Source organism: Rhizobium sp. SRDI943 (assembly GCF_057653695.1).
Window position 1 is genome coordinate 414,677 of sequence record NZ_CM172787.1, and the last position, 13,414, is coordinate 428,090.

A 13,414-nucleotide genomic window follows, 5' to 3' on the forward strand; every position below is an offset into this window, starting at 1 on the left:
TATCCATGCGTTGCGTCGAATTGCTTGATCGATGATGCGCTAGAGTCTCTCCACCTCGCCGCTTTCGGCCGAGCGGATGAGGGCTCGGGTCAATTCCAACGAGCGAATGGCTTCTTCGCCGCTGGCCACCTGAGAGGGGCCGCCGTCGAGCCATTCGAGAACGCTGGCAAGCTGGAGCTTGAGGTCGCCGCCAACCCGATTTTCGACGATCGGCCAATGCTGGGTGTCGATCTCGCGCGATGTCTGGTTGTCTGCGAAATAAAGGCCGCTATCGCCGCACTGCACTTCGAATGAACCCTCGGTGCCGATGAGTTCCAGGCGTGCGTCGATCATGTGGCGAGCGCCGGCAGGCAATGACCAGGCGCTTTCAAACGTCACGACGGTCCCGCCCGAGAAGCGTACGACCGCCGCGATCGTATCCTGCGTGCCGAGCGATCCGAGGAGAATGTCAGTCTGCTGGGCGTAGACGGAAACCGGGGTCTGGCCCTCGAGCATCCAAAGCACCATGTCGACATCATGCACTGTGACATGCAGTGCGAGCGGCAAGGTGCCGCCATAGCGCTTGGGGCCTTCGGTGCGGGCGCTGTTGCGGCGGGCATAGATGTGAATAGGCGTGCCGATCTTGCCCGACGTAATCAGCTCGCGCGCCTTGTAGTAGCGCGGGTCGAACCGAAGCAGATAGCCGACCCCAAGCCTGACGCCCGCCGCCTTGCACGCCGCGACGATCTTGGCTGCGTCTTCCATGGTCGAGGCGATCGGCTTTTCAACGAAGAGATTTATGCCCTTTGCCGCAATGGCGAGCGCCGGATCGAGATGAAGGTGATCCGGGGTGCAGATACTGACCAGGTCAAGCTCTTCGGCAGCCAGCAGTTCCTGATGGGAGCTGTAGGCTTTGACGTTGCCGCGCAACTCACCTGCCAGCGCAGCGGCGCGTCCGATGTCGCTATCGACGACGGCGACGAGTTCAGCGCGGGGTTCGTTTGCGAAAATCGAAGCGTGCATCGAACCCATGAAGCCGGCTCCGATCACGGCAACGCGAAATTTCCTTGTCATCTGCTTTCTCCATTGAATTCAGGCGTTTGCCGTGCACCGGCCACAGCGTCCGCAAACCGTCGTGTGATCACATCCGGACGGGTGATGGCAGAACCGACCACGACAAACGCGGCACCATATTCGATAGCTCTGCGTGCATCGGCTGGTTCCCAGATCCGGCCCTCGGCCACGAACGGGATGCCTGCACGGAAAAGATCTTGCATCAGCTTAAAATCCGGCGCCTCGCTCTGTGGCGAATAGGGCGTGTATCCAGACAGGGTCGTGCCCGCGAAGTCGGCACCTGCGGCAACCGCTGCCCGCCCTTCGTCCAAGGTGCTGATATCAGCCATGGCGGTCCGGCCCGCTTGATGCACCGCCTCGACAAGGGCAGCGACGCTGCAGGGTCTTGGTCTAGCAGTGGCGTCAAACGCCACGATGTCTGCGCCCGCCTCGCAAAGCTGGCGAACGTCCTCCAGCGTCGGCGTGATGTAAATCTCGGAATCCGGATGCTCGATCTTGGTAATGCCGATGACAGGGACGCTGACGGCATTTCGCACGGCCGACACATTTGTGACGCCCTCGATACGAACCGCCCTCGCGCCGCCCAACACCGCCGCCTTGGCAAGTGCGACAATGTGATCTGTCGGCTGCAAGGGGCTGCCGTCAGCCGCTTGACAGGAAACGGCAAGTGTTCCGCGCAAGGCTTCAAGGATGCTCAAGTTCCAATACCCTTCGTCTCAAATTCGAGATCACGGTATCATAGTGAAATAAACCGTCAAGAAATTATTTATGATGAAAATTTCCGCCAAACAGTAAGAGCAAAAATCAACCCGGTGAAAAGGGGCGCTCGCAGGGGTCTTAAATGTTGCGGTCGGTAACGCTTTGGGCGGTGTCGAGAATGGTAATCAGACGGTCCGGCTCAGCCATCGTCATATAGGACGCCAGAGCATCGACAATCAGTAACTGGCTGATCTTCGAGGGAAAGGCGCCCCCGGTGAGCGGTGTCTCCGGCCAGGATGCCAACAGCACATGCGTGCACGTGGCTGCCAGCGGGCTTTTCGATCGATTGGTGATTCCGATCACGCGTGCGCCCCTCGCATGCGCAAGCTCGGCAATCTTGACCGTATCAAGGGTCGAGCCCGAACTTGAAATCAGGAAGTAGACATCAGCGGGATTTGAGGTGGCAGCGGCCATAGTTGCCAGATGCGCGTCACGGGCGATATGGGAATGCACACCCAGGCGTGCGAGCTTGTATTCCAGATATTGCGCTGTGATCGCCGAAGCGGCGACGCCAAAAATCTCGATGTGTTTTGCCTGCAGCAATTCCTGGGCTACGGCTTGTATTATGCTACGGTCGAGCAGCCGCTCCGTTTCATCGAGGGCCGTTCTTGCGGTCTCCACAAGATTCTGAACCGGATCTCCCGTTGATATCGGGACGCTGGTCTGGCTCTGTGTCGCCAACTCCTGCGCCAAAGCCAGCTTGAAATTCTGGAACCCGGTGAATCCCAGTTCACGGCAGAACCGCATCACGCTGGCTTCCGAGGATTGCGCGTCTTCTGCAAGCTCGGTGATACTTTTGTAAAGCACCGCCTGCGGGTCTTCCAACGTGTAATCTGCGACACGCTGTAGCGCGCGCGTCATGTTCGGAGCGCGTGAGCGAATACTCGCGACGAGAGCCATATGCGGTGTCGGATTCACGTGATGTCCTTAAAAATGTTCTCCGACCCAGGGGGACGGGCCGGAAAATATGCGGTCGCATGCCATTACGCCATCACGATCACCGTTTATCCACCCTGCTCTTGCAAGAAAACTCGCGGAGCGAAAGCCGCTATAGAGTGTTGCAAGATGTTCACTTGCGATTTTCACGACGGGTGAGCCGGCTTCATGTGTTCGGCAATACGGTGTGCCGTTTTCGATGGAGAGCGATAGCGTCTCGACCTGATCGCCCGTCATTATCTCTAATGTGATCTGCTCGGTCACGGAGTTGTAGCCACGCGCCAGAAGCGCGTCCCTTGCGGAAAGGACCCGCATTAGAAACTCCTCCTGGTGGACCAGACGCCATCCCTTGTCCGGCATCGCGAAGACCAACTTGTCCTGCGCCGAACCGTGCCACCGCACCCGCGGGTATACGGTCGAGAATGTCCCCAAAAACCGCAATATGCACCGAGCCGCCCGCCCGGACAACGCCGCCCAATCCCGAATGGCCAGACATTCGGGATTACTCGTATCGATGATCACATATGCGACGTCATCGTCGCTGTCGAAGACGTAAACGGACGTCGCGGGATCGGGCCACGTCAAAAGAAGGGACCATTGTGTTGCACTGCGCCGCAGATTACCCGCCTCCACTGCGCATTGTCGCTCATGAATAGAGGCCAAGGTCGGCAACGCGGCAGATAGCGTCAGCTCGCGGCAACGGTACTTTTCCTTGATTTTATAAAGCTCTGACGTTTCCGCTTCGTAGATGATTTCCGATCCAGCCAATTCATATCCGCCTCTTCGATAGACGGGGCGGGTTGATGCAAATAAGGTTGTGAGAAATGCACCTCTGCTGGTAGCGATCGCACCCGCATCCTCCAGGATAATTTCTGCGAGACCCATGCCGCGGTATTCGGGTAGAATGGCCACATGTGCAATGTTGCATGCTGGCACGGCTCTGCCACCGAACCAGTGCCCGGTGGTGATGAGAGCGAAGACCGCCGCCGGCCTATCCTCATGGTCGGCGATATAGAAATTTTCGAGGCCCACCTTGCCCACATAGGCTTCAGTCTGTTGCACCGTAAACCCGAAGGACGTTGCATAGGCCTTCACGATGAAATCCGCATCCTGTGTTACTGCAATACGTGACGCCATGGTTCGCCTTGGTGATAATTGCCAGAAAAATTCCAACTCTGAAAAATATTTTTATACGAACGATGCGCAGCTGTCGAGGCCGCCAACCTATCGGCTCCGTCATTTCCCGGAACACCGACTAGGCGGCGGTGACAATTGCGGCAAATTGCAAAGAGCAGTGGTGCGCGCAAACCTAAATCGGGACGAGTTTTCAAAAAGGATGAGCGCCCACACGTCAAGTTGACATGCAGGCGCTCTGATTGAGCAACGGGCCGCCACCGTCGGCCCGCTGCCGGTCGTCAATGCCGGTTGGTGACGACGACGGGGATCAGCAGGTCGCCCCAGTGGCCGTCGCCGCCGTGATGACGGGCCGAGCGCACCAGTTCGACCGAGACACCGGCCTCGACGGCTTTCATGACCGATTGGTTCAGCCGATGCAGGTCGTTGGCGAGCATGCGGATCGTCGTCTGCTGATCCTCGCTCATGCTGCTTGCCTGCTCCTCGGCCCGTTCCCTGACGCGTGTGATGGATGCCATGATCTTCTCTCCTCTTCTTTGGGTTATTCCGCAGCCGGCTTGAACTGCGCATGTTCGGTCGAGCCGTGCATCGCGGTGGTCGACGACCGACCGCCGGTGATGGCGAGCGACACGGCGTCGAAATAGCCGGTGCCGACCTCGCGCTGATGTTTGGTGGCGGTATAGCCATTGACCTCGGCGGCGAATTCCGCCTGCTGCAGCTCGGAATAGGCCGACATCTGCCGCTGCCGGTAGCCGCGCGCCAGTTCGTACATGCCGTAGTTCAGCTGGTGGAAGCCGGCGAGCGTGATGAACTGGAACTTGTAGCCCATCGCCCCGAGTTCGCGCTGGAACCTTGCGATCGTCGCTTCGTCGAGGTTCTTCTTCCAGTTGAAGGAAGGCGAGCAATTATAGGCGAGCAGCTTGCCGGGATGGACCTTGTGCACGCCTTCGGCAAAACGTCGCGCCTGATCGAGGTCCGGCTTCGAGGTCTCGCACCAGATGAGATCGCAATGCGGCGCATAGGCGACGGCGCGCGCGATGCAGGGCTCGATGCCGTTTCGCACCTGATAGAAACCTTCGACCGTGCGGCCGGCATCGTAGTCGACGAAGGGTTGGTCGCGCTCGTCGATGTCTGAGGTCAAGAGCTTTGCCGCTTCCGCATCGGTGCGGGCGATGACCAGCGTCGCAACGCCCATGACGTCGGCGGCAAGCCGTGCGGCGTCGAGATTGCGGATATGGGCGGCCGTTGGGATCAGCACTTTGCCGCCGAGATGGCCGCATTTCTTCTCCGAGGCGAGCTGGTCCTCGAAGTGAACGCCAGCGGCGCCGGCCTCGATATAGGCCTTCATGATTTCGAAGGCGTTGAGCGGTCCGCCGAAGCCTGCTTCCGCATCGGCAACGATCGGTGCGAACCAGGATTCGACGGAAAGCCCCTGGGCTTCCGCAGTCTCGATCTGATCGGCGCGCTGCAGCGTGCGGTTGATGCGTTTGGCCAGTTCCGGACCGGCATTGGCCGGATAGAGGGACTGGTCGGGATACATCGCCGATGCCGTATTGGCATCGGCCGCCACCTGCCAGCCGGAGAGATAGATCGCCTTCAGCCCGGCGCGCACCATCTGCATGGCCTGGTTGCCGGAAAGTGCGCCGAGCGCATTGACGAAATCCTCCTGATGCAGAAGCCGCCACAACCGGTCCGCCCCCATTTCGGCCAGCGTATGGCTGAGCGCCACCGAGCCCCTGAGCCGCCGCACGTCATCGGCCGAGTACGGTCTCTCGATGCCGTCGAAGCGGCTGGCTGATGCATTTGGAACAAGCTTGTAAAAATCCGTCATGCTGCTCTCCTCACTAAAAGCCCGACAAAGGTGCCGCATGACAAGATTGACAATATGAGCCGTTATGACCAGAAAAACCTTTGATCTCCTGTCCGGAAAGAGGTTAAGATGAGGAGGATTGACAGAGTGGCGCTGTGAATTTGTAAAATTTTGTAAATATGAGCGCTCCTTGCTGTCAAAGGGTGTGACATGGCGGAACGAAAGATATTTGCAGGCCCGAAAGTCAGGCGCATCCGCAATGCGCTGGCGCTGACGCAGACCGCCATGGCCGAAGCGCTTGAAATATCGCCGTCCTATCTGAACCTGATCGAGCGCAACCAGCGGCCGTTGACGGTGCAGCTCCTTCTCAAGCTTGCAAGCGTTTACAGGGTCGATCTGGAAGAGTTGCGGGGACAGACCGGCGGCAGTCTCGGCCAGCTCAAGGAGATCTTTGCCGATCCGCTGCTTTTGGGCGAACTGCCGGGTGATCAGGAATTGGTGGAGGTGGCCGAGGCAGCACCCAATGCCGCAAGCGGCATGATCAAGCTCTACCGCGCCTATCGCGAGCAGGCGGCAAGGCTCTCCGATCTGACGGCGCTGATGGCCGCCGAAGGGCATGCGCCGGTCGCCGCCGGCCGCTTGCCGCTGGACGAGGTGCGCGAGACGCTGGAGCGCAGGTCCGGCTATTTCGGACAGATCGAGACGGCGGCGGAAGCCTTTGCTGCAACACTCCCCGGCGGCCTCGATCTTGCTGCCGGGCTGAAGGACTGGTTGCGTTCCGAGCGCGGCATCGCGGTGCGTGTCTTGCCGGTCCACGTCATGCCGGATCTGCGCCGCCGTTTCGATCGCCACTCGATGCGGCTTTTCATCTCGGAGCGCCTGTCGCAGGCCGACCGTGCGCATGAGATATCAATCGAGGCCGCGACTCTCGCTTTGCTGCCGGCAATAGATGCCGAGCTTGCCGATCTCCCTCTCTCCTCCGCCGAGGCGCGCCGCATCGCCCGCTTCGAGCTTGCCCGTATCGCGGCACTGGCGCTTGCAATGCCCTACGAGGCCTTTCTCTCGGCAGCGAAGGCGACGCGCTACGATATCGATATTCTGCGTGCGCGTTTCGGCGTCTCTTTCGGCCAGGCGGCTGCGCGCCTTGCCATGCTGCAGCGCCCCGGGGCGGCCGCCATTCCTTTCTTCCTGATCGAGATCGATGCCGCCGGCCACCGGCTGCGCAGGGCCGGCGCCCAGGGCTTTCCGCAAGCGCGTTTCGGCGGCGGCTGTCCGAAGCTCAATATCCATGCCGCCTTCCTGCAGCCGGGCCAGATCCTCGCCGAAACGGTCGTCATGCCGGATGGCGCATCCTTCCTGACGGTCGCCCGCACCCTGGAGGGACCGAGCGTCGAATTCGGCGAAAGGGTCAGGCGGACCGCGATCCTCATCGGCTGCGACGCTGCCCTTGGCGAAGGTGTGGTCTACGGGCAGGCGACGGCGCTCGAGCCGGTCGCGGTCGGTCCGGCCTGTCGCCTTTGCGAGCGGCGCGGCTGCCTTTCCCGCGCCGAGCCGCCGGTGACGAGACCGCTCGGGCTCGACGAGATGGTAGCAGGCCTCAGCGCCTTCGACTTCCAGTGATTGTGAAATCATTGAGCGCGCAGGATTTTGCGCTTGTGGGCTTAGAAATTCCTTCTTAGTCTGCGTCGAAAACCAGAGGGAAAAGATGCCCGGGGTGCGGAACTTTTGAAAAAACAGGAGAAGTCATGAGGTCAACCATTCTATGCGTGACGGCCGCCGCCGTTACCGCACTCCTTGCTGCCGCGCCGGCCATTGCGCAGGAGCGCGTGGTCAACGTTTACAACTGGTCGGATTATATCGACGACTCGATCCTGACCGACTTCACCAAGGAAACCGGCATCAAGGTCGTCTACGACACCTTCGATTCCAACGAGACCGTGGAAACCAAGCTGCTTGCCGGCGGCACGGGTTATGACGTCGTCGTTCCCACTGCCGACTTCCTGCAGCGCCAGATCCAGGCCGGCGTCTTCCAGAAGCTCGACAAGTCGAAACTGCCGAACATTTCCAACATGTGGGATGTGATCCAGCAGCGCACCGCCGAATATGACGCCGGTAACGAACACGCGGTCGACTACATGTGGGGTACGGACGGCATCGGCTACAACGTCAAGAAGGTCGCTGAAATCCTCGGCCCCGATGTCAAGCCCGGCCTTGAAGTGATCTTCGATCCGAAGGTCGCCGAAAAGTTCAAGGATTGCGGCATCTACGTTCTCGACACACCGAAGGACGTCATCTCCACGGCGTTCCGTTATCTCGGCCTCGACCCGAACTCCACAAAGGCTGAGGATTTCAAGAAGGCCGAAGAGCTGCTGACGGCTGTGCGTCCCAATATCCGCAAGTTCCACTCGTCCGAATACATCAATGCGCTTGCCAACGGCGACATCTGCATCGCCTTCGGCTATTCCGGCGACATGCTGCAGGCTCGCGACCGTGCGGCTGAAGCCAAGAACGGGGTCGAAGTCAATTATTCGATCCCCTCGCAGGGCGCCCAGATGTGGTTCGACATGATGGCGATCCCCGCCGATGCGCCCCATGTCGCGGAAGCCCACGAGTTCCTGAACTACTTGATGAAGCCTGAGGTCATCGCCAAGGCGAGCGACCACACCTTCTATGCCAACGGCAACAAGGCTTCGCAGCAGTTCGTCAGCAAGGAGATTCTGGAAGACCCGGCGATCTATCCGACCGAGGAGGTGATGAAGAACCTCTTCACGGTCAAGCCGTGGGATCCGAAAACGCAGCGCCTGGGGACGCGCCTCTGGACGAAGGTCGTCACCGGCCAGTAATTCAGCCTTGGGCCCGGACGGAAACGTCCGGGCCTTTTAATTACCGGCCGGGGTGGAGGCCGGCAGAACCTTGTATTTCGGGGAATAATATGAAGTCTCTCGGCAATATCCGCCGCGCTTTTGCGCCTTGGACCGATCCGTCTGCAAAACCCTTCATTGCTTTCAAGAATGTCACCAAGCGCTTCGGCGATTTTACCGCCGTCGACGATCTGTCGCTGAACATCTATCACCGCGAGTTCTTCGCGCTGCTCGGCGCTTCGGGTTGCGGCAAGTCGACGCTCCTGCGCATGCTCGCCGGTTTCGAGCAGCCGACCTCGGGCGAAATCGTGCTCGACGGCACCGATATGGCCGGCACGCCGCCCTACAGGCGTCCGGTCAACATGATGTTCCAGTCCTATGCGCTTTTCCCGCACATGACGGTCGAGAAGAATATCGCCTTCGGCCTGAGGCAGGACGGCATGTCGAAGGACGAGATGACTGACCGCGTCTCGCAGATGCTGAAGCTGGTCAAGCTTGAGCAGTTTGCCTCCCGCAAGCCGAACCAGCTTTCCGGCGGCCAGCGCCAGCGCGTGGCCTTGGCTCGCTCGCTTGCCAAGCGCCCGAAGGTGCTGCTGCTCGACGAACCGCTCGGCGCGCTCGACAAGAAGCTGCGCGAGGAAACCCAGTTCGAGCTGATGGACCTGCAGCAGAACCTCGGCCTCACCTTCGTCGTCGTCACCCACGACCAGGAAGAGGCGATGACCATGGCCGACCGCATCGCCGTCATGAGCCATGGCAAGGTCGTGCAGGTGGCGACACCTGCCGAAATCTACGAGGCGCCGAATTCCCGCTTCGTCGCGGATTTCATCGGCGACGTGAACATCTTCGACGGCAAGGTCGCCTCATCGGGCAACGGTACCATCGAGATATCAATCGACAGCGGCTTCAGCGTTCGTGTCGCTGCCGCCGAGACACCCTCGGCCGGCAGCGCCGTCGGCTTCGCCATCCGGCCGGAAAAGATGCGGGTCGGGCGCACGCCTCCCGCCAACGCTTCGGTCAACGCCGCCAGGGGCGAACTCTGGGACATCGCCTATCTCGGCGACATGACCGTCTTCCATGTAAAATTGCAGAGCGGCACTATCGTCAAGGCCTCGTCCCTCAATGCGCAGCGCTCCGTCGACGACCCCTTCACCTACGATCAGGAAGTCTGGGTCTCCTTCGATGAGAATGCCGGCATTCTGCTGAAGGATTGACATCATGGGCAAGCTCACGTCCGGCCTCTACAATCGCCTCGTCATCGCCATCCCCTATACTTGGCTGCTGCTCTTCTTCCTGGCGCCCTTCTTCATCGTCTTCCGCATTTCGCTGTCGACGACGGCGATCGCCATGCCGCCTTACGAGCCGGTCTTCGCGCTTGCTGATGGTTGGGCCGGGCTCTGGAGCAAGATCGGAGAGCTCTCCTTCGACAATTACAGCTACCTCACCGAGGACGCGCTCTATTTCAATGCCTATGTCTCGAGCGTGGTGATTGCCGGGATCTCCACTTTTCTCACGCTGCTGATCGCCTATCCGATTGCCTATGGCATGGCACAGGCGCCGCGCAGCATCCGTCCGACGCTGGTGATGCTGGTCATCCTACCGTTCTGGACGAGCTTTCTGATTCGCGTCTATTCCTGGATCGCGATCCTGAAGCCGGAAGGGCTTCTCAACCAGCTTCTCCTGTCGCTGCACATCATCGACAGCCCGCTGATCATTCTCAACACCAATACCGCCGTCTATATCGGCATCGTCTATTCCTATCTGCCCTTCATGGTGCTGCCGCTCTATTCGGCTCTGGAAAAGATGGACGGTACGCTGATCGAGGCGGCGCAGGATCTTGGTTGCACGCCGATCAAGGCCTTCTGGCGGGTCACCTTTCCGCTGTCGATCCCTGGCGTGGTGGCCGGCTGCATGCTGGTCTTCATTCCCGCCGTCGGTGAATTCGTCATTCCCGACCTGCTCGGCGGTTCGCAGACGCTGATGATCGGCAAGACGCTCTGGAACGAATTCAACGCCAACCGCGATTGGCCGGTCTCCTCGGCGGTCGCAACGATCCTGCTGATGATCCTGGTGATCCCGATCGTCTTCTTCCAGAATGCCCAGGCCAAGGCCGAAGAGCGGGGGAAATAAGTCATGCTGAAATGGACCCGTTTCAACATCATCTCCGTCACGCTCGGCTTTGCCTTTCTCTACCTGCCGATCGTGCTGCTGGTGATCTTCTCCTTCAATGAATCGAAGCTCGTCACCGTCTGGGGCGGCTTCTCCACCAAGTGGTATGTCTCGCTGCTCTCGAACCAGGGCCTGCTCGACGCCGCCTGGGTGACGATCCGTGTCGGCCTGTTGTCGGCAACGCTCGCAACCATTCTCGGCACGATGGCGGCGTTGACGCTGGTGCGCTACACACACTTTCGCGGCCGCATGCTGTTTTCGGGTATGATCTACGCGCCGCTCGTCATGCCTGACGTCATCACCGGCCTGTCGCTGCTGCTGCTCTTCGTCGCGATCGGTTTCGACCGCGGCTTCTGGACGATCACGCTCGCGCATACGACGCTGACCATGTGCTTCGTCGCCGTCGTCGTGCAGTCGCGCCTGTTGAGCTTCGATCAATCGATCGAGGAAGCGGCGCAGGATCTCGGCGCACCGCCGGTGCGGACTTTCTTCGAGATCACCCTGCCGATCATCGCGCCGGCTGTGCTCTCCGGCTGGATCCTTGCCTTCACCCTGTCGCTCGACGATCTGGTGATTGCCAGTTTCACCTCGGGGCCGGGCGCCACTACGCTGCCGATGAGGATCTACAGCCAGGTGCGTCTCGGCGTGACGCCTGAGATCAATGCGGTGTGCACGATCCTGATCGCGATCGTGGCCGTTGGTGTCATCTGCGCCTCGATCGTCACCAAGCGTCAGGAAATCCAGCGCCAGCGGGACGAGCGTGCAGCCGCCGCCGGCGCCTGATGCCGTGCAACGCGCTTTATTGCGCCTGAGGCGTATTGCCGAAAAGCGGAACCGGCGAGATCACCGGGTTCGGCCATGAACCGCCGATGAAGAACGGCAGAAGCGGCAGCTCCGCCGCCTTGGCAGGATCGGTCGCCGCCAGCGATCCGGAAAGCGCCAGCCCGTTCGACTGATAGGTGATGACGCCGGAAAGCGTCAGCGTCTGTGTGGCACCGGCGATTCGGGCGTCGTGCATCTCGGCGGAACCGTTGGCGAAATCGGCCTGAAGGTTGAGCTGGTTGAAGGCGAAGGCACCGCCTGCCGCCGCGCTCAGCGGAAAGAACGGTTTTTCGGCCGCCTGCGTCCGGAGCGCTGCGGCGTCGATGCCGGGGATCGTGCCTTCCCTCGTCCAGAAGTGCAGCCTGCCGGTGACGTCGGCAAGACCGGTCGTCCAGATCGCCTTCGGCGACTGCAGGTCGAGATCGAGCGATCCGGTTGCAAGCGGCAGCGGACCCTTCAGCTGCAGGCGCTCGGCAAGGGCTGCGAAGTCGGCATTGCGGATCGACAGCTGCAGCTTGCCGCCGCCGTCGAAGTCGCGCTGCGTCGCTTCCAGATGCGCGGTCATTTCACCGCCTTCGAACTGGCTGTCGCCAATATCGAATTTCGCCTCGCCGCCGGCAACGATCATGCTGGCGCCGACATCGGAAAGCTCGAAGAGACCCATCTGCGCGCGCCGCGCCGAAAGCCTGACGTCGACATCGAGCACCCGCAACGGTCCGCTGATGCCGGCGGAGATTTCCTCCGCCTCGCCGGCGGCGAGCCTGAGCGCGAAGGCGTCGAGGAACGGCTTGAGGTTCATCTGGTCGAAGGCGAGCGTGCCGCCGATTTTCGGTCGTTTGCCGGGTTGGGTGAAAAGGTCCATCACCCCGGTGGCGCTCGCTTCGTTCAGCGAGAGGCTGAGATTGTTGAAGCGCAGCCCGTTGCCCGACGACATGATGTCGGATTCCAGCGAGGCGCTCTTCAGTGTTGCGATGCCGGCGATCGATTTACCCGACCATGTCAGAAGTGCGGGCACATCGGGAATGCTGGCGGTGATATTGCCGGAAAGGGCCGAAAGATTGGCGATACTGGCGATGCCCTGGAAGTGCGCGGTCAAAAGGTTTGATGTGAGCGACGTCCGTGTCTCGGCATTCCTGCCGGCAAAGGCGAGCAGCGGCTGGCGCGAGGCGAAATCGACTTTCAGGTCCTCGCCGTTGATACGGGCGATGACCACCGCCGAGATCGCGCCGGATAGTCTCGGCCAGGCGATATCGGCGGTGACGCTGTCGAAATGATAGGTCGTGGCGGACTTGATGTCGGTGACCACAAGCGTGCCGTCCTCGACGGTCACCGCGCCGATCTCGGCATCGAGATCGGGATCGAGCACCTCGGCTCCGTTTTCGTAACGTACGCCGCTGATCGCGCGTGCCAGCAGGCCGGCATAACTCCAGTCGATCAGCCCTTTTTCGTCGCGCGTCAGTGCCAGGTTGGGGCGCACCAGGTGGAATTCGTGGAAGCTCGTCCGGCCTCTCAACGCGTCGATGAGGCTGAAATCCGCCGACAGGCTTTCGATGCTGCCGAGCAGCTTGTCGCCGCTTTCGCGCGGTTGGCGGATGGTGATCTGGTTCAGCGTGATGCGTGGCGTCGGCCAGAATTCGAGAACCGGACTACCTTTGATTTCGGCATGGTAGCCGGTCCATTTGGACAGCGTGTCCTCGATGCCGGAGCGCACGAAACCGGTCGAGATGAGATAGGGTGCGGCAACCCTGAGCGCCACGAAAAGCGCCAGCGCGATCAGCAGGAACACCGTCGACAGGCGGGCAAAGGCCGGAAGCCAGCGCGAAACGGGTCCGATCTTCCTGCGCCACCTGCGATGTCTTGACGTGCTCAT

Annotated in this window: 12 protein-coding genes; 5 read left to right on the forward strand and 7 right to left on the reverse strand. The window is 60.6% G+C overall.

Annotation, left to right across the window (positions count from 1 at the left end):
• Positions 1–39 precede the first annotated feature (39 nt).
• From AC245Y_RS02085 to aceA, 6 genes are all read right to left on the reverse strand, one after another.
• On the reverse strand, positions 40–1,053 hold the full coding sequence (locus tag AC245Y_RS02085) for a Gfo/Idh/MocA family protein (RefSeq protein ID WP_017990306.1): 1,014 nt from the start codon (positions 1,051–1,053) through the stop codon (positions 40–42).
• Positions 1,050–1,751: an N-acetylmannosamine-6-phosphate 2-epimerase gene (locus AC245Y_RS02090; RefSeq protein WP_017990307.1), complete on the reverse strand. Its 702-nt coding sequence runs from the start codon at positions 1,749–1,751 to the stop codon at positions 1,050–1,052. Before AC245Y_RS02090 ends, AC245Y_RS02085 begins: the two co-directional genes overlap by 4 nt.
• A 139-nt stretch (positions 1,752–1,890) precedes the next feature.
• On the reverse strand, positions 1,891–2,673 hold the full coding sequence (locus AC245Y_RS02095) for a MurR/RpiR family transcriptional regulator (RefSeq protein WP_245274036.1): 783 nt from the start codon (positions 2,671–2,673) through the stop codon (positions 1,891–1,893).
• Between the two features lie 66 nt (positions 2,674–2,739).
• Complete coding sequence (locus AC245Y_RS02100) at positions 2,740–3,885, reverse strand: GNAT family N-acetyltransferase (RefSeq protein ID WP_017992974.1); 1,146 nt, start codon at positions 3,883–3,885, stop codon at positions 2,740–2,742.
• Between the two features lie 278 nt (positions 3,886–4,163).
• A complete protein-coding gene (locus AC245Y_RS02105; protein WP_003545603.1) occupies positions 4,164–4,400 on the reverse strand; it encodes an SMc00767 family acetate metabolism repressor in 237 nt (78 codons plus the stop codon).
• Between the two features lie 23 nt (positions 4,401–4,423).
• Positions 4,424–5,713, reverse strand: coding sequence for an isocitrate lyase (gene aceA / locus AC245Y_RS02110; RefSeq protein WP_017992975.1), 1,290 nt, complete (start codon positions 5,711–5,713; stop codon positions 4,424–4,426).
• A 189-nt stretch (positions 5,714–5,902) separates the two neighbouring features.
• Here aceA and AC245Y_RS02115 point away from each other — a divergent pair, with 189 nt between their 5' ends.
• The 5 genes from AC245Y_RS02115 (at position 5,903) to AC245Y_RS02135 (ending at position 11,505) form a co-directional block, all read left to right on the forward strand.
• The gene (locus AC245Y_RS02115) at positions 5,903–7,312 is read left to right on the forward strand and encodes a helix-turn-helix domain-containing protein (RefSeq protein ID WP_017992976.1); all 1,410 of its coding nucleotides are present in this window, start codon (positions 5,903–5,905) and stop codon (positions 7,310–7,312) included.
• A gap of 125 nt (positions 7,313–7,437) precedes the next feature.
• Positions 7,438–8,535 carry a polyamine ABC transporter substrate-binding protein gene (locus AC245Y_RS02120; protein WP_003545606.1) on the forward strand — a complete coding sequence of 366 codons (1,098 nt, stop codon included), beginning with the start codon at positions 7,438–7,440 and terminating at the stop codon, positions 8,533–8,535.
• Between the two features lie 89 nt (positions 8,536–8,624).
• Complete coding sequence (locus AC245Y_RS02125) at positions 8,625–9,767, forward strand: ABC transporter ATP-binding protein (protein WP_017992977.1); 1,143 nt, start codon at positions 8,625–8,627, stop codon at positions 9,765–9,767.
• Between the two features lie 4 nt (positions 9,768–9,771).
• Positions 9,772–10,683 (forward strand): ABC transporter permease subunit, encoded by a 912-nt coding sequence (locus AC245Y_RS02130; protein ID WP_017992978.1) that lies wholly within the window; start codon positions 9,772–9,774, stop codon positions 10,681–10,683.
• A gap of 3 nt (positions 10,684–10,686) precedes the next feature.
• Positions 10,687–11,505: an ABC transporter permease gene (locus tag AC245Y_RS02135; protein WP_017992979.1), complete on the forward strand. Its 819-nt coding sequence runs from the start codon at positions 10,687–10,689 to the stop codon at positions 11,503–11,505.
• 16 nt (positions 11,506–11,521) lie between these two features.
• Here the strand turns inward: AC245Y_RS02135 and AC245Y_RS02140 are convergent, their stop codons facing one another.
• The gene (locus AC245Y_RS02140; protein ID WP_017992980.1) at positions 11,522–13,414 is read right to left on the reverse strand and encodes an AsmA family protein; all 1,893 of its coding nucleotides are present in this window, start codon (positions 13,412–13,414) and stop codon (positions 11,522–11,524) included.